This is a genomic window from Stutzerimonas stutzeri (assembly GCF_024448955.1).
Taxonomy (GTDB): domain Bacteria; phylum Pseudomonadota; class Gammaproteobacteria; order Pseudomonadales; family Pseudomonadaceae; genus Stutzerimonas; species Stutzerimonas stutzeri_AQ.
This window is the reverse complement of sequence record NZ_JAMOIH010000002.1, coordinates 254,113-277,583: the sequence shown is the minus strand read 5'-3', so window position 1 is coordinate 277,583 and position 23,471 is coordinate 254,113. Positions and strand designations below refer to the sequence as shown.

General features: G+C 60.5%; 20 protein-coding genes and 1 pseudogene. 5 read left to right on the top strand and 16 right to left on the bottom strand.

Going from position 1 to position 23,471, the window contains the following annotated elements:
* Positions 1-35: 35 nt before the first annotated feature.
* The 4 genes from NA645_RS03200 to NA645_RS03185 all read left to right on the top strand — a co-directional run bounded on the left by NA645_RS03200 (position 36) and on the right by NA645_RS03185 (position 3,920).
* Positions 36-1,208, top strand: coding sequence for an NAD(P)/FAD-dependent oxidoreductase (locus NA645_RS03200; protein ID WP_256047484.1), 1,173 nt, complete (start codon positions 36-38; stop codon positions 1,206-1,208).
* Complete coding sequence (locus tag NA645_RS03195) at positions 1,208-2,020, top strand: aldo/keto reductase (RefSeq protein WP_272891946.1); 813 nt, start codon at positions 1,208-1,210, stop codon at positions 2,018-2,020. Before NA645_RS03200 ends, NA645_RS03195 begins: the two co-directional genes overlap by 1 nt.
* A 37-nt stretch (positions 2,021-2,057) precedes the next feature.
* A complete protein-coding gene (locus NA645_RS03190) occupies positions 2,058-2,948 on the top strand; it encodes a metal ABC transporter ATPase (RefSeq protein WP_256047483.1) in 891 nt (296 codons plus the stop codon).
* 144 nt (positions 2,949-3,092) lie between these two features.
* A complete protein-coding gene (locus NA645_RS03185; RefSeq protein WP_256047482.1) occupies positions 3,093-3,920 on the top strand; it encodes a hypothetical protein in 828 nt (275 codons plus the stop codon).
* Positions 3,921-3,935: 15 nt separating this feature from the next.
* On the opposite strand, the gene hldE is transcribed toward NA645_RS03185, so the two are convergent.
* The 3 genes and pseudogenes from hldE to NA645_RS03170 form a co-directional block, all read right to left on the bottom strand.
* Entirely contained in the window at positions 3,936-5,357 is a 1,422-nt protein-coding gene (gene hldE, locus NA645_RS03180; RefSeq protein ID WP_256047481.1) for a bifunctional D-glycero-beta-D-manno-heptose-7-phosphate kinase/D-glycero-beta-D-manno-heptose 1-phosphate adenylyltransferase HldE, read from the bottom strand.
* Between the two features lie 153 nt (positions 5,358-5,510).
* The gene (gene msbA, locus NA645_RS03175) at positions 5,511-7,340 is read right to left on the bottom strand and encodes a lipid A export permease/ATP-binding protein MsbA (RefSeq protein WP_256047542.1); all 1,830 of its coding nucleotides are present in this window, start codon (positions 7,338-7,340) and stop codon (positions 5,511-5,513) included.
* Between the two features lie 261 nt (positions 7,341-7,601).
* Positions 7,602-8,027 (bottom strand): annotated as a pseudogene (locus NA645_RS03170) (O-antigen ligase family protein); the annotation flags it as partial.
* Positions 8,028-8,619: 592 nt separating this feature from the next.
* Between NA645_RS03170 and NA645_RS03165 the strand changes: the two are divergent.
* On the top strand, positions 8,620-9,249 hold the full coding sequence (locus NA645_RS03165; protein ID WP_256047541.1) for a toluene tolerance protein: 630 nt from the start codon (positions 8,620-8,622) through the stop codon (positions 9,247-9,249).
* Here the strand turns inward: NA645_RS03165 and NA645_RS03160 are convergent.
* From NA645_RS03160 to ilvE, 13 genes are all read right to left on the bottom strand, one after another.
* Positions 9,201-10,322, bottom strand: coding sequence for a glycosyltransferase (locus tag NA645_RS03160; protein WP_256047480.1), 1,122 nt, complete (start codon positions 10,320-10,322; stop codon positions 9,201-9,203). The genes NA645_RS03165 and NA645_RS03160 overlap by 49 nt on opposite strands.
* A 30-nt stretch (positions 10,323-10,352) precedes the next feature.
* A complete protein-coding gene (locus NA645_RS03155; RefSeq protein ID WP_272891957.1) occupies positions 10,353-11,219 on the bottom strand; it encodes a DUF6625 family protein in 867 nt (288 codons plus the stop codon).
* A 53-nt stretch (positions 11,220-11,272) separates the two neighbouring features.
* On the bottom strand, positions 11,273-12,232 hold the full coding sequence (locus NA645_RS03150) for a glycosyltransferase (protein ID WP_256047540.1): 960 nt from the start codon (positions 12,230-12,232) through the stop codon (positions 11,273-11,275).
* 21 nt (positions 12,233-12,253) lie between these two features.
* Positions 12,254-13,075: a hypothetical protein gene (locus NA645_RS03145; RefSeq protein ID WP_256047478.1), complete on the bottom strand. Its 822-nt coding sequence runs from the start codon at positions 13,073-13,075 to the stop codon at positions 12,254-12,256.
* A gap of 174 nt (positions 13,076-13,249) precedes the next feature.
* A complete protein-coding gene (locus NA645_RS03140) occupies positions 13,250-14,368 on the bottom strand; it encodes a glycosyltransferase (protein ID WP_256047477.1) in 1,119 nt (372 codons plus the stop codon).
* Complete coding sequence (locus NA645_RS03135) at positions 14,365-16,107, bottom strand: carbamoyltransferase family protein (protein ID WP_256047476.1); 1,743 nt, start codon at positions 16,105-16,107, stop codon at positions 14,365-14,367. The genes NA645_RS03140 and NA645_RS03135 overlap by 4 nt, the downstream gene beginning before the upstream one ends.
* A gap of 100 nt (positions 16,108-16,207) precedes the next feature.
* Positions 16,208-17,647 carry a lipopolysaccharide kinase InaA family protein gene (locus NA645_RS03130; protein WP_256047475.1) on the bottom strand — a complete coding sequence of 480 codons (1,440 nt, stop codon included), beginning with the start codon at positions 17,645-17,647 and terminating at the stop codon, positions 16,208-16,210.
* 112 nt (positions 17,648-17,759) lie between these two features.
* Positions 17,760-18,497: a lipopolysaccharide kinase InaA family protein gene (locus tag NA645_RS03125; RefSeq protein WP_256047474.1), complete on the bottom strand. Its 738-nt coding sequence runs from the start codon at positions 18,495-18,497 to the stop codon at positions 17,760-17,762.
* Entirely contained in the window at positions 18,494-19,306 is an 813-nt protein-coding gene (rfaP, locus tag NA645_RS03120) for a lipopolysaccharide core heptose(I) kinase RfaP (RefSeq protein ID WP_256047473.1), read from the bottom strand. Before rfaP ends, NA645_RS03125 begins: the two co-directional genes overlap by 4 nt.
* Positions 19,303-20,424: a glycosyltransferase family 4 protein gene (locus tag NA645_RS03115; protein WP_256047472.1), complete on the bottom strand. Its 1,122-nt coding sequence runs from the start codon at positions 20,422-20,424 to the stop codon at positions 19,303-19,305. The genes rfaP and NA645_RS03115 overlap by 4 nt, the downstream gene beginning before the upstream one ends.
* Positions 20,424-21,425: a lipopolysaccharide heptosyltransferase I gene (waaC, locus tag NA645_RS03110; RefSeq protein ID WP_256047471.1), complete on the bottom strand. Its 1,002-nt coding sequence runs from the start codon at positions 21,423-21,425 to the stop codon at positions 20,424-20,426. Before waaC ends, NA645_RS03115 begins: the two co-directional genes overlap by 1 nt.
* On the bottom strand, positions 21,426-22,460 hold the full coding sequence (gene waaF, locus NA645_RS03105) for a lipopolysaccharide heptosyltransferase II (protein ID WP_256047470.1): 1,035 nt from the start codon (positions 22,458-22,460) through the stop codon (positions 21,426-21,428).
* 81 nt (positions 22,461-22,541) lie between these two features.
* Entirely contained in the window at positions 22,542-23,465 is a 924-nt protein-coding gene (ilvE, locus tag NA645_RS03100; protein ID WP_256047469.1) for a branched-chain-amino-acid transaminase, read from the bottom strand.
* Positions 23,466-23,471 lie beyond the last annotated feature (6 nt).

The following is a 23,471-nucleotide window of genomic DNA, read 5'->3' as shown; positions in this document are numbered from 1 at the left end:
GCCCGTAATTGCAGCTTTACAGGCGAGGTTTACAGATGCCCGACTCCTTGAGCACCGATGTCCTGATCGTAGGCGGTGGCGTTGCCGGTCTTTGGCTGAACGCGCGCCTGCGCCAACAAGGCTATTCGACGCTGCTGGTGGACAAAGGCGTGCTTGGCGGCGGGCAGAGCGTCAAATCCCAGGGGATCATCCACGGTGGCACCAAGTATGCGCTGAGTGGCGCGCTGACCGGTGCGTCGGAAGCCATCGCCGACATGCCCCGGCGCTGGCGTGAAGCACTCCAAGGCGGCGGCGAGCTGGATCTTTCCAGCGTGCGCCTGCTCTCCGATGCGCACTATCTCTGGTCCCCGGGTACCCTGACCGGCAACCTCACCAGTTTCTTCGCCAGCAAGGCGGTGCGCTCGCGGGTCGGACAGGTCAAGGGCGGCGAGTTGCCGCCAGCGCTGCAGGACCCAGGCTTCAAGGGCAAGGTCTATCGACTCAGCGAACTGGTGCTGGACGTGCCGAGCCTGATCCAGCGTCTGGCGGAGCTCGCCGGCCCCGACCTGTTGAAGGCCGGCCGGATCGAGCCGCTACGGGAGAACGGTGAACTGACCGGCCTGATCGCCGATGGTCGCGCCATCACCGCGCAGCGCATCGTCCTGACTGCCGGCGCGGGCAACGCCGAGCTGCTGGAGGCGTTGGGTCTTGCGCAACCGGCGATGCAAAAGCGCCCGTTGCATATGGTCATCGTCAAGGCGGCGACGCTCAAGCCGCTCTATGCGCATTGCCTGGGAGGCGGCTCCAAACCGCGCATCACCGTGACCAGCCATCCGGCTGCCGACGGCGAATGGATCTGGTATCTGGGCGGCGATCTGGCCGAGGCCAATGGCGTCGCGCGTGACGAGGCGGCGCAAATTGCTGCGGCAAAAAAGGAGCTGGCGGAATTAGTGCCCTGGATCGACCTGTCCGGGGCCAAGTGGACGACGCTGCGTATCGACCGGGCCGAGCCGGCTCAATCAGCGCTGGCCAGACCGGACAACGCCTTCCTCGCCGAACAGGGCCGGCTGCTGGTTGGCTGGCCGACGAAATTGGCGCTATCTCCCGATTTCGCTGACCGCGTCGAAGCTGCCTTGACCCGCGACGGCATCCATCCTCAATCGCATCCGCCGCTACCCGAACTGCCACGCCCCGCAGTTACTGCGCCCTTCTGGGAGGGATTGCTCTGATGGCGACAACATTGCACGAGCTGCATCGTCCTCTTGGCAGCACTGGACTCAGCGTGTCGCCGCTGGGCCTGGGCACGGTCAAGCTGGGTCGCGACCAGGGCGTCAAATACCCCAACGGCTTTCGCATTCCGGATGATGAACAGGCGCGCCAACTGATCGCGCTGGCTCGCGATCTGGGCATCAACTTGATCGACACCGCGCCCGCCTACGGGCTCAGCGAACAGCGTCTGGGGCCTTTATTGCAGGGCCAACGAGACCATTGGGTTGTGGTCAGCAAAGTCGGCGAGGAGTTCGTCGATGGCCAATCGCTCTTCGATTTCTCGCCGGGCCATACCCGACATTCAGTCGAGCGCAGCCTTCAGCGGCTGCGGACCGACCGCATCGATCTGGTCCTGGTGCATTCGGACGGGCGCGACCTGGAAATTCTCCAGCACAGCGGCGTCTACGAGACCCTCGCCGACCTCAAGCGCGAGGGCAAGATCCTCGGCTACGGCCTTTCCGGCAAAACCGTCGAAGGCGGTCTGTTCGCGCTCGAACAGGGCGACTGCGCGATGGTGACCTACAACCTCAACGAGCAGAACGAGCGGCCTGTACTGGACTACGCTCAGTCACACGCCAAGGGCGTCTTAGTAAAAAAAGCGCTGGCCAGCGGTCACGTCTGCCTGAAAGCAGGCGAAGATCCGGTGCGTGCGAGCTTCGAACTGCTGTTCGCGCATCCAGGCGTCGGCGCCGCCATCATCGGCACCATAAACCCGAATCACCTGTCAGATAACGTGCGTACCGCTGCAGCGGTTTTGTCCCAACAACGATAATCACGGCCCAACGGCCGCCTACGTCAGGAGGAGCCGAATGCCGCGCGTGTTGATCCGCAAGAACCCGGGCACGTTCAAAACCCTTCCATTGCTCGTCGAAGCCAGCCCCGAAGGCCTGCGCTACCAGAGCCTGGGGCGGCCGCTTAATTTCAGCGAGATGCTTGAGCGCCGCCGCCCAGTGCTTGTCGACGATCCGACCCACTTCGACATCGAACTGGCCAACCTCGGTGTGTCGGTACGGCTGACGCTCTGCTGGCAGGGGCGGGAGTACTGGGTGTTGGTGCGCCAGCAACGCCAGGACCGCGGCGACGTCGTGCTCAAGTTGATTTCCGGTTACGTGCCAGCTCATGAGCTCAGCCTGCCGCTGCTGACTGCGATCCATGAAGTCGCCGAGGAATGTCTACTGGAAACGCCCGAAGGCTGGCTCGCCGGGCGCTTTGGCGATACCTGGCTGCCGGCGCCCTACCAGGGCAGCCTGCGTTATCGCGAGGCAGTGCATTTCAATCTAGCTTCGTTGTCCGGATCGGCCAAGCCGGTGCAATGCGGCCAGATGACCTTGATGGAACGCCCGCGGGCCTACGTCCATCTGCCAACCGCTTCCCTGCAACTGATCTACGACATGCGCCTCGATCTGCCGAAGGAAACCCGCGAACTCAGCCTGTTTCATGTCGACGAGCGGCTCGAGGGCGAAGAGCTGGTCGCCCAACTGGACCGTAGCCGGCCCGACCTCTATCTGATCCCGCTGCATGAGGGTCAGCCACTGAAGCAGCTGTTGCAGCTGCGCAACGGCCAGTTCAGCGAGGTGAGCACACGGGGATTATGTTTATCAGAAAGCTTTGCACCGCAGGATGGCTGGGTGTCGCGCGATGAGCGCATCCGATGGAAGGATTGGTGTAACTCAATAATTCCCGGTGGAATAGCAGGCTGAATCAATTGAAAACTCAGTAAACAGAAGCCTTGTTGATTGTATTTCACCGCCCGTCGTGCCAAAGGTGCGATTTGTTTATTTCGTTACGTATACTTCCATTTCGCCATCACTACACATACGCGCTAACGCTTCCAAGGATAGAACATGCGAAAAGCCGCCCGGCTCGCTGGCAAGTTTCCCATTCAAGTCAATCTGGGTGCGATCAGGCTCTTCACTGCGCAGGCACCTTCCATCGAGCTAAAAACCGCCCTGCAGCGTGCTTTTCGTGAATTGGCTTCTGGCACTCGTTCGCGGTCAACCCTTGAGGTCCAGCATCCCGAAAGCCGCCTGTTCATCAAAAGCTCGCGCCTTACCGGCTTTCAGTCACGTCTGCGTACGACGCTTGGTATTGAACGACGAAAGGGCGGATTGGATTGGGAAGTTGCCGAACTGCTTAACACCATCAGAGCGGAAGAGTTACAAGCTCCGACTGCCCAGCTTCTGGGTTTTGCCTACCGCAAGCAGCTTGGCTTGGTAAGTAATGTCTCGCTGATATTCGAGTTTTTGGAACACTATCTTCCTAGCCATCAATGGCTGGGACAGCAGGATCCGGTGCCCTTTCTGAGAAACTGCTTCACACTGTTCCGCGAACTGCATGAGAAGCGGATTTATCATCTCGATTTGTGGGCGGGCAACGTCATGATCAATTCCCGCCAAGAAACACTTCGAGTCATCGACTTCGAAAATTGCCTACATGGCGCCACTGAACACGAACCTGAAGTGCTGGGCTTCATGTACGGCCATTTTTTTCAGCGGGAAATCAACCAGTATATCGACGAGCCCACCTATGACCGCCTGGTCGACGAGGTCATGCCCAAGCTCTGTATTGATCCGGCTCGCTTCAGGCACACCTATGTCATCAGCAAGCATGAGAAGATCGGCCGCAAGGAGCGTCGCCTACTACACAGCCACGGCGTGCTAGTAACAGGCTGACCCGATCCGTGGCTATCAACGAGTACGAATTTTCTCGACGATAGCCGTGGTCGAACTGTTCTCGACCAGCCCCAGCACCTTCACCACACCGCCATAAGCCTTGACCAGATCCGCCCCGACCACCTGATCGACGCCGTAGTCGCCGCCCTTTACCAACACGTCCGGCCTGACCTCAGCGAGCAGATTTTCCGGCGTGTCTTCGGCGAAGCAAACGACCCAGTCGACAGCACCGAGGCCTGCCAGCACAGCCATGCGCCGGTCGACCGAATTGATCGGCCGGCCCGGCCCCTTCAGGCGACTCACCGAGCCGTCATCGTTGACCGCGACGACCAGTCGATCGCCCTGCGCGCGGGCCTGCTCCAGATAGGTCACATGACCGGCGTGCAGAATGTCGAAGCAGCCGTTGGTAAACACGATCTTCTCGCCTTCGGCGCGGGCGTCCTCAATCGCGGTGAGCAGTTGCTCGAGCGTCATCACCCCGCGCTCTGAACCCTCCTCGCGCTGCACGGCACGGCGCAGCTCAGGCGCACTGATGCAGGCGGTGCCCAGCTTGCCAACCACGATGCCAGCGGCCAGATTGGCCAACGCCACGGCCTGTGGCAGCTCTTCCCCCGCCGCAATGGCGGCCGCCAGGGTCGAAATGACGGTATCGCCAGCGCCGGTGACATCGAACACCTCACGGGCGCGCGCCGGTAAATGCAGCGGAGAGTGCTCCGGACGCAGCAGCGTCATGCCGTGCTCGCCGCGGGTGACGAGCAAAGCATCAAGCTCCAGCTGTTGCATGAGCTCAGCGCCCTTGACCACCAGTTCGGCTTCATCAGCGCATCGCCCGACGATGGCCTCGAACTCGCCGAGATTCGGCGTAATCAGCGAGGCGCCACGATAGATTTCAAAATCCTTGCCCTTGGGATCGGCCAGCACCGGAATGCCACGGCGGCGAGCAGCCTCGATCAGCGCCTGATGATTCTTCAGCGCGCCCTTGCCGTAATCGGACAGCACCAGCACTTTGACGCCAGCCAGCAACCCTTCGACATCCTCGAGCAATGCTCCAGCATCGGTTTCGAAGGCTTCCTCGAAGTCCATGCGCAGCAGTTGCTGGTGGCGGCTCATCACCCGCAGCTTGACGATGGTCGGCTGATGCTCGATGCGCTGGAAATGCGCCTGCACACCGGCTGCGGCCAGACTGTCGGCCAGGCTTTGGCACGCTTCATCTTCACCGGTCACCCCCACCAGCGCAGCCGGAGCGCCCAGCGCCGCGATGTTCAGCGCGACGTTGGCCGCACCACCGGGACGATCCTCGATCTGCTCGACCTTGACCACCGGCACCGGTGCCTCCGGCGAAATCCGTGACGTGCCGCCATGCCAGTAGCGATCGAGCATGACATCGCCCACTACCAGAACGGGGGCTTGGTCGAAACGGGGCATGGACAGCTTCATGAGGGCTCCGGGGCGAAAGAAAAAACGCTGCAAAGCATAGCAGCATGGGACTGGCGAATTCTTGCCGTAAACACAGGGAGAGCATGGCGACTGCAGAACGTTACGGACCTGCGGCGCTGTGAAACCGGCCGAAACTGACAGGCCTTGCGTGCATCATTCTGCAGGTCCAGTCTCGCCCTCATCCTTGAACTGTGTTGCGTGCAACCTGGCATAGGCACCATTGGCCACGAGCAAGTCGGCGTGCGTACCACGCTCGACGATACGCCCCTGCTCCATCACCAAAATCAGATCGGCCTTTTCGATGGTGCTCAGGCGGTGCGCGATCACCAGCGTGGTGCGCCCCGTCATAGCATGATCCAGGGCGCCTTGGATGTGACGCTCGGATTCGGTATCCAGCGCCGAGGTCGCCTCGTCCAGAATCAGTACCGGCGCGTTCTTCAACAGCGCACGGGCGATGGCCAGACGCTGACGTTGACCGCCGGAAAGCAGCACGCCATTTTCTCCGACTTGGGTCTGGTAACCCTCAGGCATCTGCTCAATGAATTCATCGGCGTAGGCGTCGCGGGCCGCACGCTGGATATCTTCCAGCGGTGCGCCGGCCAGATCGCCATAGGCGATGTTATTGGCAACCGTGTCGTTGAACAGCGTGACCTGCTGTGTGACCAGGGCGATGTGCCGACGCAGGTTGCGTAGTCTGTAATCCGCGATCTCCACGCCATCCAGCAAGATCTTCCCTTGATCATGCTGGTAAAACCTAGGAATTAGGTTCGCCAGCGTCGACTTGCCGCTGCCCGAACGGCCAACCAGCGCCACCATCTGCCCTGGCTCGACCGTGAAGCTGATATCGTGCAACACCTGTTTGCCAGTGCCTGGATAGACGAAGCCAAGATCACGCACCTCCAGCTGACCGCTGACTTTGTCACGCGCCACTGTGCCGGTATCCACTTCAGGCACTTCGTCCAGTTGCTCGAAGATGCTCTCTGCACCCGCTACGCCCTTCTGGATCGTCGAGCTGACTTCCGAAAGCTGGCGGATCGGCTTTGGCAGCAGACCCGCCAGAGTGATATAGGCCACCAGATCGCCGGCAGACGCATCGCCGCGCAGCAGCAGCACAAGAAACATCAGCAGCGCCATCGCGGTATAAATCACTAGTTGCAGGCTGGGCGTATAGACCGCATTGGTCTTGACCATACGCAGCTGCTTGGCCGTGTTATCGGTGCTGGAAGCCAGAAAACGAGTCTGCTCGTAGGCCTCACCACCGAAGCTGCGTACAACGCGGTAACCCTGGATGGTCTCGGAGGCCACATGGGTCACATCGCCCATCGCCACCTGGATTTTCTTGCTCTGCTTGCGAAATTTCTTGCTGGCACTGGATACCATCACGCCTATCACCGGCAGGATAGCCACCATCACCAATGTCAGCTTCCAGTTCATCCAAAGCAGCGTGCCGAACAGGAAAATGACGGTCATGCCCTCGCGCACCACGACCTTGATCGCATCGGTCGCCGCGCCAGTGACCATCGTCACGTTGTAGGTAATGCGCGAGATCAGATGCCCAGAGTTGTGGCTGTCGAAGTAGCGATTGGGCAACGTCAGCAGGTTGTTGAACAGCGCGACGCGCAGATCGTGAACCAGGCCCAGCGAGACCTTGGCCAGAAAATAGTTACCGAGAAACGAGCCGACACCCTGCATCAACGCAATGAGCACGATCAACAACGGCACGGCCTGCAGCAGCTTCAGCTCGGCCAGCCATTCCAGCTCTTTCAGGTGAGGCACCTGGGCGAAAAAGCTGGCATCCGGGTTATTCAATCCATCGACGAAGAACTTGAGGATGTAGCCCAGCATCGGCTGGGTGGAGGCGAAAATGAGGAAGCCGAGAAGGCTGATTGCGAACAGTCCCCAATAGGGGAGCACGTAACGCAGCAACCTCAGGTAGATGCTTAGACTTGAAGCCGTGTCGGCCTTCAGGGGTGAGCCACTCATAGAAGAATGCAACTCATATGTCGAAGGGCGGGAATGGTAACACAGCGAATTATCCGACCCCGCCCTCAGCCCCAGCGCTAGCCCCACTGGCAGCCAAGTCAAGAACCACTCGGGTCGAGGTGAATCCCAAAGACTTGCGCCATCGAACAATAGCGCCATAGTGCTGAACAAAAGCATACCCAGCAATGCGCTACCAAGTGTCGTGGCCCGCTCGCGCACCGCAATGACGAAACTGCGGCCCCAGATTGCCAACCAGAGGATGAAGCCAGGTAGCCCTAGCTCCAACGCCACATGGGTAAACAGGTTATGAGTATGGTCGAACATGCGTTTCAGAGCTTCGACTTGATACTCGCTCCCTAACCCTAAGCCCAGCCAGGGCCGATCCGCGATCACTCCTAGGCTCGCAGCGAAGATTTCGGGGCGATAAGAGGTGCCTCTAGCGACCACATAGTTGCCAAATAACCAGTAACCGACGGCAGCCACCAAAAGTAGCAAAACGGCCGCAATCAAACCGGCCCGTCCAGCCCGCCAAACAGGCATCAACAGCACACTGGCCAGCAGAGCAACCCATACACCGCGGCTCTGTGTCATCACGATGAACGTAAAAAGCGCCAACAAACCGGCCGCCCAGACCAGCCGCAGCGCAGTCCGCCTGGGTGGCAAACAGAACCACCAGATCAGCGCCATGCCGAATACATAGCCGCCAATAATCGGATGATCTAGCAGGCCGAACCCCTGCGCCCGCCATGCCCAAGGCTTCGCCTCAAGCCCATAGCGTTGTATCAGCGCGGCCAGCGCAGCAAGTGCCAGACCGAGACCAGCCCACCGCAGCACAGAGACGACACGCGATGGTGTCTGCCCCAGGCAAACCAAACCCAGTAGGAAAAACAGCACATAAATCAGTCGTTTGGCTTCGCGCGCAGGCTCCTCGGCAGCGCTCCAGAACACGCTGATTGCAGCCCACGCGACCAGTGCAAGCAATGCCGCCACAAGCGGCTTTTCCTGCCGCCAGAGGTCGAGTAACAGTGTGCGATGGGACCAGGATGACCAGATAGCTGGAATCCAGAACAGAACAATCAAGCCTTGTTGGTAAAGCTTAGCCGTCGAAATCCACGTTATACCAAGCAAAAACCAGAGCAGACCCAGCGTCAGCCAGGCCAGCCCTATGCGACGGCTATCCATATTACCCCTTCGGAAAACAGCAAAATGCGCCAGTATTAGCGATGTTAGAATGCACGCCCTGCTCGACGTTCGTACACTGCTTAAGGCCCTCTCCACGATGCACGTAAGCCAATTATGCCAGCGAGACTTGCAACAGCTCACCCATAATGCGGCCGTTCTCGAAGCGGATGGCCTGGGCCCTAAAGTTCTGCAGCTTGAGAACGGTCAGTTTCTAAAAATATTTCGTCGCAAGCGCTGGCTTTCCTCAGCACTTCTACGTCCTTACTCGCGCCGTTTCGTCAACAACGCCGAACGCCTCCAGACCCTTGGTATCGCCACGCTGAACGTCCAGGCGCTATACGAGCTTCCCGACAAGTCGGCCAGCGCGGTGCTCTACGCCCCGCTGCCAGGCAATTCGCTAACTCAGCTCGCCAAGCAGCCTGAATTCAGCTGGACGCCGATCTTGCCTGAACTGATCCGCTTCGTACGCGAGTTGCACCGCAAGGGCATCTACTTCCGCTCGCTGCACCTGGGCAATATCGTCCTCACCCCGCACGGTTCGCTGGGGCTGATCGATATCGCCGACATGCGTTTCCTGGGCCGACCTCTACCTAACCACATGATCCGACGCAACCTGGCGCACTTCAGCCGATATCTTGAACGCGAAAGGTTTCAGAACGCCTTTCCGTTTTTGCAATTCTACGATGCCCTGACCGGGTCCGAGTCATCGGTCAGCAGTTCCGCGTAACTGTTGCAGAACTGCTCCCAGGCGTCCTCCGGTGCGAGCTGACGATCCTGCTCACCGGCGAGCGATTGCCGATCCGAATCGAGTACGTGCTCGATGGCCGCGACCCAGCCGGACACATCGTTCGGCGAGACGTAAATGCCTCTGAGCCCCAACTGCTCGACGAAGACTGGCAGGTCACTGGCCACAACCGGCACATGCGCCATTACCGCTTCCTGCAAAACCAAACCCAACCCCTCGCCGCGGGACGGGATCAACATCACGTCGAACGCCTGGTACAACTGCGCAGCGTCCTGGCGGTGCCCCGCCAGCGTCACCATTCGCTCCAGGCCCAGGCACCGGATACGTGACTCCAGTTCCGGCCGCTGCTCCCCGTCACCCACGAGCACCAGATGGATGTCCGCCCGCGTGCGCGACAACTCACTCAGCACATCGAGCATCGGCAGAAAGCCCTTTTCCTCGACCAGCCGCCCGACCGCGCCCAGGACAATGCACGCGCTATCAACGCCCAACCTCATCCTGGCTTCGGCGCGGGAAATCAGGGCCTGCTTGAATGAATGCGGATTCATCGCTGTTCGCGTAGCGGATACCGTTCTCCCCAGCTTCGCGCCCAGGGACTCGGCGAGCGCCTCGGACACCGCGACCAGCTTCAGGCGATGCGCAGCGATCGCGCTGAACAACCTCGGGTCGCTGCGGCGTATGCGGCTCTGCCCATGGAAGACTACGACGACCTGAATGTCGGGGTTCAGCCTCGCCACCACCGGAATGATCAGCCGTGCCACGCCAATGCCATCGAGCAACAACGCTTTCGGATTGACCCGTTCGATCTCGTGGGCGAGGCGCCGCTGCAGCCACCACTGCGAAAGCTTCCAGACGCCCCGGCCTTTGAGCGCCCTCGCGCTCAACCGCCAATGCAGCGTTTGCCCGCAGCCTGGCCCCCTCCCGGCCTCTCGGCCCATCAGCATCCAGGTGTGCACCTCACTCTTGCCAGCGACCAGGGAAAGAATCTGCTCATGCACCTGATGGATCGAGGCATGCGCCTTGCCGGAAGACCACACGATACTGACGATGCTCAAGCCGCGTACTCCAGCATGATGGCTCCGGGATCAATGTGAGTCATCGCTACCCGCTCTCCGTTCGGTAGCGGCAAACGCGCCGTCGGGCGTGCGAAACCCCTGCTCGGTAACGCACCACGATGGCCGAGCGGCGAGATCCTGAGGTTGCATCAGCAGATCAGGGGAACGGCCGGACCACTTGGCGTTCTTCCAGGTTATGAAATGGAAATAGGGAAAATCTCGCGCACCATCCCGGTTGTTGGTCAGCCGCCCATCGTTCCATATCCAGCAGTCGGGGAAATCGAAGCCACCGCTGAGCCATGGAACCCGCGCATGCGGCGTACTGAACGCCTCGTTAAATTCACTGCATCGACGCCACGGATTGAAGCGATCAGCCATCCGCCGAAGCGCCTCGGGCCAGTTTTTTCGCCGAATGAACAATCGGCTGAACGCCGCTTCGTCGAACGCGCGGTGCTCGGGATCTTCGAAACAAGCCTGCCAGCCGGGGACGCGCATGAACGCCTGGCGCATACGCTCGTTATTGCGCAGCAAACACAAATGGCCCGAAACGCGACGTGCGTGGGTAGACAGCAGATCGTATCGGGCGAGTCGCTCCTCGGAAAAATAGCCGCGCAACTGACCGTAGACGAGATCGATATCGCTGAACCCCCAGAAGTCGAAGCCATCCAGATACTCGGCGTGGATATGCCCTAGCGCAGGCTTGATATCGCAGAGCTTGTAAGGATTGGTCGGCTTGAAGCATATGCCCAGACGCTCGCTGACCAATTGACAGTAGCCAGCAAACGAAATCGGTACGATCCGTACGTTATCCGGAAGGTCGTCTGGCGTTCCGCAATCGCTGAAAAAGAGCCAGTCTATATCGGCGTTCCGCTTGCAGGTCTGCAGGAAAAACGGCATCCAGAACGGCCATCGGCCGAAATAGGGAATCAGCAAGCGAATACGTGATTGATTCACTTCAGCCTCCAGTACAGACGCAGTCGATCCCACAGGCCCATCGGCGGGCGGTCCCGTAACGGCTTATCCAACGCCAGGACGATACGCTGCCCGACACGCGAGAAGCTGTACTCCCGCTCCGCCAAGGCCCGACCCGCAGAAGCGATGCGCGCCGCCAGGTCGGGATCCGAACGCAACATCGCCAGCTTGCTTCGCAGCTCATCGACACTGCGGTAAAGGACCAGGTTCTCCATATCGACGAAACCCAGCGCCTTGTTTTCCGCTTCGCCCTGATCCCACGCCAGCAATACACAACCGCAGGCCATAGCCTCGAAGTTCTTGATCATGTATTCGCCCATACCGACGTCGGCACTGACGAAGAAGCGAATGCGGTTGAGGGTATTGCAATAATCTTCACCGGAATTGGTGCGTGTAACGACCAGATCCTCGACTTTTGCCAGCTCATCGAGTAACGCCTTGCGTTCGCTATAGGCGCCGCTTTTGGTGCTGCCCACGAAGGCCAGCTCAATATCTCGCGCCTGCCCCAGGTCGCACAGCAATGTCTGGTCGTAACCCTTAGGGACGAAGACTGCATCGAAACCTTCCTGGCGAAGCCGCTCGCTGACCATGAAACCGGAGCTGATCACACGCACCCACGGCAAGCGGCGATAGTGTGCGCTGAACTTCCCGGTGTATTTGCAGGCGATGTAGTTCTGATAAGCGTCGTGCTCCAGTATCACCAGATTCGGCACACTGCGAATGAACCCAACTTGCCGAATCTCCTGCTTGAAGCGCACGAAGAACACAATGCGGTCATACCCCTGCGGGTTTACGCTCTCGGCGAAGTAGCGCTTCAAATTGGCCTGCTCTTCACGGCTCAGCCACCGAGTGTCGCATTCACAATTGTGCGCAATACTTTCATACAAGCGGTCAAGCATGACGCGCTGTTCTTTTTGCACAAGTAGCAGAACTTTCAGCATTGGACGGTCTTCCATAAATCAGCCAAGCGTACCGCCCTGCCGATACCGTAGTTTGTCGAACTGCGAGCGCAAACGCGCCATCGGCAGCACGAAACGACTCTCTCGACGACCCATGGAATGCTTGGATGAGAACGTTTCCTCGACCAACTCCCCATTCAGTCGAACCCGGGATGCCCGCATATCAAGTGTGCGCACCAAAGCGCCAGCCTTGCCCAAGGAGAAACGCAGCAATCGCTCGGCATGCAGACCACGCTGCTCCTGCAGACAGAAAGGAATCATAAGCTCTGCACGACGACCGTAAGCGTCATAGACGTCACGACCGCAAACAGCAAAACGATCGTTCAGACCGTTCCACCACTGCCAATGGGGGATGTAGACCGCGCGGCGGTCTGATGTACAGGCGTTGAGCGCGAACCTGGGCAGAGCATCGTGATAGAGCAGGTCGGGACGTACGAAAAGCACGACATCGGGATCGAGCCCATCGACCAGCGCGGTTACCGCATGCAGAGAGTTCAATTGATGGATCAGATTGGACAAAGACTTGAAATCGTCCCGCCATACATCTCCGTGTTTCTTGATCTCGTCGAAATCCCAGCGCTTCAGGCAGGCGCCAGCTTCCTCGAGACGACCATCCATACGAGCGAAAGGCAGATAATTGGACTCGCCAATGAAACCGTTCTCCCCAGACCTCGGGTTATTGACCAGCTGGGGCTCGTATAGGTGGTAATAAGACCGCACCTGCGCATTTCTTGGCAGGTGCTGATAGATGTTCTGCTCAATAGATGGGAAGCAGATGGAACTGTTGCGAGGAATTCCGAAAAATGCGACTGCTATTTTCATGCATTATTCACGCGTAAATGCGCATGCTGCGCAGCGCTAGATCCATATCCGACGGCACGTTGTGGGCACGGTCGAAAATCTGGCTATACGCTGGCGATGTCAAAGAAGCATGGCGTTGCCTTCGAGTAACGTTCGATTGCTTGAATCCCCGGTTAACAGGCGTGCAATTGTCGATCATCCGTGAAAGAACCTTTTCGACAGAATCGCATTGAAATCACGCTGCGCACGTGCATCGGAAAAACGCTCGGTGAGACGCTCGAGAGTCGTGGCTGCCGGTCGAGCCGAACCAGCATCCGGTTGTGCCGCTGCCACCAACTCAGCGGCTAACGCATCGCTGTCCCCCAAATGAAATACCTTTCCGACGCCCTCCACCACTTCACGCCCACCGCCACAATCGGTGCAGACCACCGGCACCCCTGCCGCCATGGCTTCAAGCAGCACCATGCCGAATGGCTCGTGGTCTGAGGTCAAGGCAAAGAGATCGAACGCTTTGAAGTAGCGTCTGCCGTGCTGCACCTGCCCGAGAAATCGCACCTGATCGGCGATGCCCAGGTCCTTGGCCAGTTGGCGAAGCGGCGCTTCCAATCGGCCGCTGCCCATGATTGCAAGCAGGCTGTCGGCGGGCAGTCGTGGCAATGCCTGGGCGAAACCTCGGATCAGGGTGGCCTGATCCTTGTCGGGGTGCAGGCGGCCGGCGTTGCCAACTACCCAGGCATCCGGAGGCAGCCGCAGCGCCGTACGGGCGTCGAGGCGGGAGACCTGCTCGGCCTGCATGGCGGCGACGTCGATGCGATTGTAAAGGGTTTCGATACACGCGCTTTCCCAGCCGGGGAGATCAGCACGCATCTCGTCACGCACCGCATTGGAAACGCCGAGCAGCAGCAAGCGGGCACGAAAACGATTGACGAACCAGCGGCGCATGGGCCGGCTATAAACGCCAAAGGCATGATGCACGCCAATTACCGGCAGCCCGGTCGCCAGCAATGCGGTGTAGATTGGCTTGAACCGATGGGCGATGCAGAACCGATAATCTCGCTTGGCCACGATGCTGCGCAGCCGGCGCATGGCGCCGAGCTTGAGCCCACGAACATCCTTGCTGTCGTAGCCGAGAAAGATCACCTCATCCGAAGCCGAACCGCGAATGACCTCGTCGCTCGGCGACCCGGTCAGGTAGACGGTACAGATCTTATATGGCGTGCCTGTGAAAAGCGCGGCGTACTGACGTGCGCAATCGAGAAACGGGCCGTCATAGCCATGGCAGAACTGCAAAACCCATGGATCGGACGCTGTCATGCCAGCTTGTCGCCCTTCACAACCAATATATCTTCCATGATCAGGTACTGCAGATCCGACCCGTAGAACATATTCAACGCATCGGTCGGCGAGCAGATCATCGGCTCACCGCGGCGGTTGAGTGAAGTATTGAGCGAGACGCCGTTGCCGGTGAGCTTTTCCAGCTCCAGCATCAGGTCGTACCAGCGCGGATTGTGGCGGCGCTCAAGGACCTGGGCGCGGGAGGTGCCGTCTTCGTGGACGACTTCGCCGACGCGCTCTTTCCAACCCTCGTTGACCTCGAAGGTGAAGGTCATGAAGGGGCTGGGATGGTCGACCTTGAGCATCTGCTCGGCCACGGTATCAAGCATCGACGGGCAGAAGGGCCTCCAGCGCTCACGAAACTTGATCTGTTCGTTGATGCGGTCGGCCACGCCCGGAATGCTCGGGCAGCCGATGATGGAACGGCCACCGAGGGCGCGCGGGCCGAATTCCATGCGGCCCTGGAACCAAGCAACCGGGTTGCCGTCGACCATGATCTTGGCGATGCGCTCAGGCACGTCATCGATTTTCTGCCAGACCGGCTTGCTCGGATAGCGCGTGCAGGCGGCGATAACGTCTTCGTTAGAGTAGGACGGGCCGAGATAAACGTGTTCCATCTTCTCCACCGGCACGCCGCGCTGGTGCGAGACGTAGGCGGCGGCGCCCACGGCAGTGCCGGCATCACCTGACGCTGGCTGAACGAACAGCTCCTTTACTTCATCGCGGGCGATGATTTTTTGGTTGAGTTTGACGTTCAGCGCGCAACCGCCGGCGAAGGCGATCTTGCCGGTCTGGCGGATGATATCGCCCAGGTAATAGTCCATCATTTCCAGCGCCAGCTTCTCGAACAGCGCCTGCATGCTGGCGGCGTAATGAATATAGGGGTCGTCAGCGATGTCGCCTTCGCGCTTGGGCCCGAGCCAGTCGATCAGCTTGGGCGAGAAGTAGTAGCCCTTGCCGTTTTCCTTGTAGCGACGGAAACCGATGACGTTGGCGTAGTCGGTGTTGATGGTCAGCTCGCCGTTCTCGAACTTCGCCAGGCGGGAGAAATCGTACTTGGCCGCATCGCCGTAAGGCGCCATGCCCATGACCTTGAACTCGCCATCGAGCATCTCGAAGCCAAGGTATTCGGTGATCGCGCCGTACAGGCCGCCCAGCGAATCCGGGTCGTAGAATTCCTTGATCTTGTGGATCTTGCCGTTCTCGCCCCAACCAAAGAAGGTGGTGGCGTACTCGCCCTTGCCGTCGATACCAAGGATGGCGGTCTTCTCGGTGAAACCGGAGCAGTGGTAGGCGCTGGAAGCATGGGCCAGGTGGTGCTCGACCGGCTGCAGCTTGACCTTCTTCAGGTCGAAGCCGAGCTGCTGCAGGCACCACTGGATACGCTTCTTGTAGCGGTGGTAGCGGCGGTTGCCCATGAGGATGGCATCCAGCGCGCGATCCGGGGCGTACCAGTAGCGCTTGGCGTAGTGCCAACGCGCCTTCTCGAAGATGCTGATAGGCGCGAAGGGAATCGCCACTACATCGACGTCGGACGGTTTGATACCGGCCTGCTCCAGGCAGAATTTGGCCGACTCGTAGGGCATGCGGTTCTTGGCATGCTTGTCGCGCACGAAGCGCTCTTCTTCAACGGCAGCGATCAGTTTGCCGTCGATATACAGAGCGGCGGAAGGGTCATGACTGAGGGCGCCGGAAAGGCCGAGAATCGTCAATGCCACGGTTGTAAAGCCTCTTAAAAGCAGCTCGAAGCTTGAAGCCGGAAGCTCGAAGCAACAGCGAATATGTCTAGTTCAACCCCGCAGGGCTTTTCTTCCAGCTTCAAGCTTCTGGCTTCAAGCTGTCCTTCGGTAAACGTGCATCCAGTAACCGACATAACGCCGAGTCGGCCGGCCAGTTGCGCAGAAACCGCGCACGGTCCTTGGCATAGGCGCGAGCGAAGCTGGTATCACTACTATGTTGTTGCGCCGCGTCCAAGTCGATCAGCGCCCAGCGGCCCTGCTCCCAAAACAGATTAGTGCCTTTCATATCGCCATGGCTGATGCGCTCGCGCAGCATGGCTTCGAACAGCTGATCCAGCGCCACCAGTTCGGACTCGGGCGGTGAACTGGAGAGATACGGCTGAAAGCGGGCGATTATATCCTCGCCCGCGCTGTATTCGGTAACCAGGTAACTGCGGCGGCGCAGGCCTAGCCAACGCAACTCCAGCATCGCCAGCGGCCGGGGCGTGGCGATGCCGAGAAATGCCAGGCGATTGCCTTCTATCCAGCTGTGCCAAGCGCGGCTCGGGCGCCAGCAGCGCTTGAGCCAGTGAAGAAGGTTCTTGATGTTGTAGCGCTTGATGACCAGTTGCCGCCCAGACTGCTCGGCCAGGGCCACGGTCGAACTACCGCCCAGCTTCAGCGCCCGTCCCGCTTCAACAGCCACATCCGGCGCAGCCAGCAGCTCACGCAGCGCCGGCTCATCCTCACGGCGCACGACACGCAGCTGACTGGCACTGCGGTTTACGCTAAACAAGGAACAATCACGCCCGAGCTTGCCGAGATAATCGCGCAGCCGCCAACGCCGGACGCTGACGATTTCTCGCAGCAAGGCTTCCAGCGGCAGCGCATGTTCGCCATTGATCAGGAGGTAATGCACGAACAACTCCTCGATATGCGGTTCGAGGCTGGCAGGCAGCTGGGCAAAGAAGACGCCAAGGTTCGCCAGCACTTTGACACGATCGAGCGGTTGTCCGGGTGTCTGCGCCTGCACGCCGCCGCCATCGATGACATACAGCTGCCCCTCATGGCGCAATAGGTTGTCCAGGTGCAGATCGCTCTGCCACAAGCCTCTGGCGTGCAACTGCGCGATGGCGCCGAGCGCCTCACCCAGCACGTCCTGTTGCGCATCGGACAACATGGGTTGCCGCTCCACCTCGCGCCACGCCTGCTCCAGGCTTTGCGCGCCCGCCAAGTAGTCGAACAACAGCCAACCGCCCTGCCCTGCCGCGACCCCCTCGACGAGCAAAGCGGGTGTGGTCATCCCCTGCTCGGCCAGTAACCGTGCGCCATGCCGCTCACGCTCGAAGTGGCGCTCGGCCTTGCCACCGACCAGCAATTTGGCCAGCACGTCGCGGCCCTGCCATTGCGCCTTGGCGACATAGCGCTGCCCTGGCAATACGCGCAGCCACCGCTGCAAGGTCAGCTCGCCAGCGGGTAGCATCACGCTCAAGGGCAAAGCCGGCGAGCGCCCGGCTCGTGCAAGTTCCGTCAGATTCATGCGCGCACGCCCTTGCTTTGCCGACGACTGGCAATACGCTCCAACAAGGAATTGATGACCGGAGCACTGGAATCCTTCTTGAGATAGGCCTCGGCGGGGTTCAGCTCGGTTCTCATTCACGCCCCTCGAAGTATTTGAGCACTTGGTCGATCAGCTCGCGATCAGCCGGTACCAGACGCGGGCGTTGCTGGTACTGCAGGTAGAAGCGCAGCCGCTGTGTGCGGCTCAGGTGATACTTGGCAACTTTGTCCAGGCAGGCCAGATCCTTGACGATGCGTCGGCGCAGGAACGGGCCCCACCAGAAGTCGCCGGACGGACAATCGATCAAGAACAGCTCGCCGGCACCGTTGACCAGCAAATTGCGCCACTTCAGGTCGTTGTGAGCGAAGCGATGATCGTGCAGGGTACGGGTCGCAGATGCCACCTGCCGGCTAATGCGCTCGACCCAGCTCCGGTCGCCCAGGCGTGGGTCGTTGCCCTTGGCCAGTGCCGCCATGTCCAAGGTATCCGGTACTTCCAGGGTGATCAGCGCGCCGCGCGCGAATGCGCCAGCGCGACGCTCCATACCCCAGGCCACCAGCGGCGCCACGGGTATGCCCCAGCGCTCGAAATGTTTGAGGTTTTGCCATTCAGCCTTGACCCGCGGGCGGCCCAGGTAGCGGCGTAGATTCTTGCCCGCCGCCCAGTAACGTTTGACGTAATAACGCAGGCCTTCGTACTCGACGCGGATCACCTCGGACAGCGGGTCGCGGGCGATCGGCTCGCCTTCAAGCGCAAAAACCATATCCAGATTGGCAAACGCGTGCGCCGCGCCGGCCGTAATGTCACCGACGACCCGCCAGCCACTCATTGAGCACCCGGCGCGTACTTGCGCTCATAACGGCTTTGAAGCCTGTCCGCCTTGCTTTCCAGCCAACGCAGCAACGGGGCCTCGTCACGCAGAGCCTCGCGCAGCGGACGCTGGAAATAGGTCTGCAGAAAACGCAGTTTGTCGCGACGGGTCAGGCCAATGCCCAATGCCGAAAAATACAGCCCGGCCAGGTCCTTGTTGCGCCAGCGCCGTGGCGTTTCGCTGCGTGTCTGGGCGCGGTGCAGGTCGATCAGCGACAGACGGAAATCCTGGGCCAATACTGGCTTGTCGGTGTGCAGCAGGAAGTGACAGATATAGAAGTCCCGATGATTGACCCCGGCACGGTGCATGGTGCCGGCCATGTGCGCGACTTCTGCGATCAGCGCGCGTTTGAGCGCCGGCTCAGGCGGATTCTGCAGCCAGTCGGCGCTGTAATCCTCGAGGCTGATCGTCGGCGCCAGCTCCTCGGTGATGATGAAGGAGTGCTGCGCCGCAGGATTTCCACCACGCTCGCCATAAGCCACCGCGGTCATGGTCGGCACGCCCGCTTGATGCAGGCGCTGGATGGCCCGCCACTCTTGCCCAGCGCCCAGCACTGGCGCCTTGGCAGTGCTCAGGTTCTTGAAAATCTCGCCCCAGCCGATCCCGCGGTGGATCTTGACGAAATACCCACGCCCATCGACCTCGGTACGCAAGGTGCGGCGGCCTTCCAGTTCGCGGTAGACCTGACCCTGCAATTGTTCGACGGCCTCGAACGGGTCACGCCCCGCCCAGAGCGTTTTGAAGGGCTCGGCAAGAATCAGTTTCATGGACGTTCAGCCAGGATTATGTCGGCTGCCTTCTGCGGCATCGAGTAGAGGTCCGCGGTCTCGGCATAAGCCAACGCATTTTTTGCCCAGCGCCTGCGCTGCTCATCATCAGCCAGCATGTCGGCCAGCAAACGATCTAGATCGTCCTGCTTGAACGGGCTCGGCACAACGCGCCCGCAGTCGGCGTCTGCGATGTAATGCGCGTAACCGCAGACATCGGTCACCAATACGGGTAAACCGGCGACCAGCGCCTCCAGCAGTACGGTGCCGGTGTTCTCGTTGTAGGCGGGGTGGATCAGCAGGTCGGCGCCCAGAAGAAAACGCGGGATATCGCTGCGACCCTTGAGAAACTCGACCTGCGCAGAAATGCCCAACGTCTTGGCCTGCAGCTGGAAGGCCTTGGGGTCGTCCTGGCCGATCACGAACAGACGAGTGCGCTTTTTCAGTTCGCGAGGGAGTGAAGCCACGGCCTTAAGGCTGCGGTCGAGGCCCTTGGTCTTGAAGCCGGAGCCGATCTGCACCAGCAACAATTCGTCGTACTGCAACTCGAACTCCTCGCGAAACTCGGCGCGGATTTCGGCGGCATTAGCCGGCGCGCGTCGATCCAGGGCAATGCCTGGCGGCAACAGATGAAAGCGCTCGGTCGGCGTCGCGTAGTGTTTGACGAATAACGGCTGCTGCACTTCGGAGATCATCAGGATCTCGGTCTTCGACTGCGGCGCAAATACCGCACGTTCATATTCGGCGAAATGCTTGTAGCGCCCCCAGCGGCGATAAATCGGGTTGCGCAGCGTTTGCGCCTTGTCTTCGAAACAGGGGTCGGCCGCGTAGTAGACGTCCAAACCGGGCATCTTGTTGAAACCGATCACCCGGTTCACCGGGCGCTTCGCCATATCCTTCTCGACCCAGGCCGTGAAGCGCTCATTGCGTGTGTGATTGAAGATGGCCTTGACCGGCGCGATCAGCACTTCGAAGCCGTCCGGCACCTCGCCTTCCCAGATCATCGTATAGACCCGGATGTTATGGCCGCGCCGCTGGCACTCCAGCGCGATGCGCATGAAGTCCCGCTGCAGTCCGCCGAAAGGAAAATACTTGTAAAGAATGAAGGCCAACCGCATCAGTGCATCCCCGATGACCGCAACAGGGCCTTGAGTTCGCTTGCGACGCGCTCGGGCGAGAGGTCGTCGAAGCAGGGTTTATGACGATCGCCTTTGCCGGCATTCGGGCCGCTGGCGCACAGATGTACTTGCGAGCGCCCGTACGCACCGACACGGCCAGGGAGCGTTGGGCCGTAAAGCGAGATGCTCGGCACGTCCAGCGCCGCCGCGAGGTGACCGAGGCCTGTATCGACCGCAACACAGGCCCGCGCACCAGCAACGACCTTGGCAATTCCGCCGAGATTCAGCCGGGGCAGCACCGACACGCCAGCCAAGCCATCGGCGATGCGTTCGGCACGCGCTTTTTCGTCTGCATTGCCCCACGGCAATCGAATCGCCCAACCGAATTCGCTCATCCGCTCGGCCAGTTCACGCCAGTACTGCTCCGGCCAATGCTTGCTCGGCCAGGTTGTGCCGTGCAGGAACAACAGATAGGGCGCCTCGCCCGGCGTCGCCAGCTGGTTACGATCCAGGCCGTAGTCGGCGATCGTCTCGGGCACGGAATAACCGAGCGATTGAGCGAACAACTGCCGCACCCGCTCCAGAGCGTGCTGGTCACGCGGCACAGCGTAGCGGCGATCATAAAAGCGCGAGGCCAGCGGTTCGCGTGCAGAGTCACGATCCAGGCCGGCAATCGGCGCCTTGACGTAACGTGTCAGCCAGGCGCTTTTAAGCAAACCTTGGGCATCGATGACCAGATCGTAGCGGGTCTCGCGCAGGCGCGCCTTGAACCGCTGCCACTCACCGGAACGAAGGGTCTGCAGAGGCTGCTTGCGCCAACGGCGAATCGCCACTGGGATGACCTGCGCCACCGCCGGATGCCAGGCGGGGATTTCGGCGAAGCCCTCTTCCACCACCCAATCGAACTGGATGCCGGGAACCGCGCGCTGTGCATCGGTCACCGCTGGGAGCGTATGCACCACGTCGCCCAGCGACGAGGTCTTGATCAGCAACACCCTCACTCAGCGCACCTCGATCGGCTGGGGGATCAGGCGATCCAGCGCCTCGTTCACCCTATTCGGCTCGAGCTCGCGCATGCAGTTGTTGTGGCCGAAGCGGCAGGTGCGCTCGAAACAGGGACTGCAATCCAGGCCCAGACGGACGACTTCGACCTGCTCGGACAATGGCGGCGTGAAGGCGGGCGAGGTGGAGCCATAGACCGACACCAGCGGGCGGCCGAGCGCGGCGGCCACATGCATCAGGCCAGAATCATTGGAAACCACGGCTTCGGCACAGGACAGCAGATCGATCGCCTCGGCCAAGCTGGTTTCACCCGCGAGGTTCAACGCTTCTTCGCGTAATCCGGGAATCAGTCGCTGACGGATATCTTCACCCACCGCGTGATCGTTCTTCGAGCCGAACAGCCAGACCTGCCAGCCTTCGCGGATCTTCGCTTCGGCCACCTTGGCGAAATGCTCGACCGGCCAGCGCTTGGATTCGCCGAACTCGGCGCCTGGACACAGCGCCAGCACCGGTCGATCCAGGCCCAGACCAAAGCGGACCAGCGCCGCATCACGGCTTTGGGCATCGATGCGTAGCGACGGGTTCGGATAGGGCTTGGGCAGCTCGGCGCCCGGCTCGAAGGCCAGCGCCATGAAACGCTCGATCATCAACGGATAGCGCTGCTTGTCGAGCTTGCGGATATCGTTGAGCAGACCGAAGCGCATCTCGCCACGCCAGCCGGTGCGTTTGGGAATGCCTGCAAAAAACGGCACCAGTGCCGATTTCAGCGAATTGGGCAGCAGGATCGCCTGCTCATACTGGCCGCGCAGGCTCTGCGCAACCTTGCGCCGGGTCGTCATATCGAGCACACCGTGGCCGAGCGGGAAGCTCAGGGCCTGGCGGACCTCAGGCATGCGCTCGAGAATCGGACGACTCCACTCCGGCGCCAGTACGTCGATCTGGCAATCCGGATGGCGCTGTTTCAGGCAGATGAACAGCGTCTGCGCCATCACCATGTCGCCGACCCAGCTGGGACCTACGATCAGAATATTCATAAACTGGAAGCCATAAGCTTGAAGCTGGAAGCGAGCGCGGGAGTGATCTTCACTTCCAGCTGCTGGCTTCCAGCTTGCGGCTTACTTGACCAATGTCCGCCATTCGGCATGCGCATCGGTCTTGCCGGACACCAGATCGAAGTACGCCTTCTGGATGCGCTCGGTGACCGGGCCACGGCGGCCGATGCCGATGTTGCGGCCATCGACTTCGCGGATCGGCGTGACCTCGGCGGCGGTGCCGGTGAAGAAGGCTTCGTCGGCGATATAGACCTCGTCGCGCGTGATGCGCTTTTCCACCACCTTGATGCCCAGCTCGTCAGCCAGGGTCAGCACGGTGCCACGGGTGATGCCGTTGAGGCAGGCGGTGACTTCGGGGGTGTAGATCACGCCGTCCTTGATGATGAAGATGTTCTCCCCCGAACCTTCGGCGACGTAGCCTTCCGGATCGAGCATCAGCGCCTCGTCGGCGCCGCCGGAGATGGCTTCCTGCAGGGCCAGCATGGAGTTGATGTAGGCGCCGTTGGACTTGGCGCGGGTCATGCTGATGTTGACGTGATGACGGGTGAAGGAACTGGTGCGCACCTTGATGCCCTTTTCCAGCGCCTCATCACCCATGTAGGCGCCCCAATGCCAGGCGGCGACGATCACGTGCACCTTCAGGCCGCTGGCGCGCAGGCCCATGCCTTCGCTTCCGTAGAACACCATCGGACGGATGTAGGCGCTTTCCAGATTGTTCTCGCGAACCGCGGCGCGGGTCGCCTCGTTAATCTCTTCCTTCGAATACGGCATCTTCATGTTCATGATGTGCGCCGAATCGAACAGGCGGTCGGTGTGGGCCTGCAGGCGGAAGATCGCGGTGCCGGCCGGAGTATCGTAGGCGCGCACGCCTTCGAAAACGCCCATGCCGTAATGCAGGGTGTGAGTCAGCACATGGGTGGTCGCATCGCGCCACTGCACCAGCTCACCGTCATACCAGATCACGCCATCACGATCGGCCATCGACATTGTTGC

Coding starts and splice junctions, on each gene's coding strand:
- NA645_RS03200 (WP_256047484.1), top strand. CDS start 36: ATGCCCGACTCCTTGAGCACCGATGTCCTGATCGTAGGCGGTGGCGTT.
- NA645_RS03195 (WP_272891946.1), top strand. CDS start 1,208: ATGGCGACAACATTGCACGAGCTGCATCGTCCTCTTGGCAGCACTGGA.
- NA645_RS03190 (WP_256047483.1), top strand. CDS start 2,058: ATGCCGCGCGTGTTGATCCGCAAGAACCCGGGCACGTTCAAAACCCTT.
- NA645_RS03185 (WP_256047482.1), top strand. CDS start 3,093: ATGCGAAAAGCCGCCCGGCTCGCTGGCAAGTTTCCCATTCAAGTCAAT.
- hldE (WP_256047481.1), bottom strand. CDS start 5,357: ATGAAGCTGTCCATGCCCCGTTTCGACCAAGCCCCCGTTCTGGTAGTG.
- msbA (WP_256047542.1), bottom strand. CDS start 7,340: ATGAGTGGCTCACCCCTGAAGGCCGACACGGCTTCAAGTCTAAGCATC.
- NA645_RS03165 (WP_256047541.1), top strand. CDS start 8,620: ATGCACGTAAGCCAATTATGCCAGCGAGACTTGCAACAGCTCACCCAT.
- NA645_RS03155 (WP_272891957.1), bottom strand. CDS start 11,219: ATGCCGTTTTTCCTGCAGACCTGCAAGCGGAACGCCGATATAGACTGG.
- NA645_RS03145 (WP_256047478.1), bottom strand. CDS start 13,075: ATGAAAATAGCAGTCGCATTTTTCGGAATTCCTCGCAACAGTTCCATC.
- NA645_RS03140 (WP_256047477.1), bottom strand. CDS start 14,368: ATGACAGCGTCCGATCCATGGGTTTTGCAGTTCTGCCATGGCTATGAC.
- NA645_RS03130 (WP_256047475.1), bottom strand. CDS start 17,647: ATGAATCTGACGGAACTTGCACGAGCCGGGCGCTCGCCGGCTTTGCCC.
- NA645_RS03125 (WP_256047474.1), bottom strand. CDS start 18,497: ATGAGTGGCTGGCGGGTCGTCGGTGACATTACGGCCGGCGCGGCGCAC.
- rfaP (WP_256047473.1), bottom strand. CDS start 19,306: ATGAAACTGATTCTTGCCGAGCCCTTCAAAACGCTCTGGGCGGGGCGT.
- NA645_RS03115 (WP_256047472.1), bottom strand. CDS start 20,424: ATGCGGTTGGCCTTCATTCTTTACAAGTATTTTCCTTTCGGCGGACTG.
- waaF (WP_256047470.1), bottom strand. CDS start 22,460: ATGAATATTCTGATCGTAGGTCCCAGCTGGGTCGGCGACATGGTGATG.
- ilvE (WP_256047469.1), bottom strand. CDS start 23,465: ATGTCGATGGCCGATCGTGATGGCGTGATCTGGTATGACGGTGAGCTG.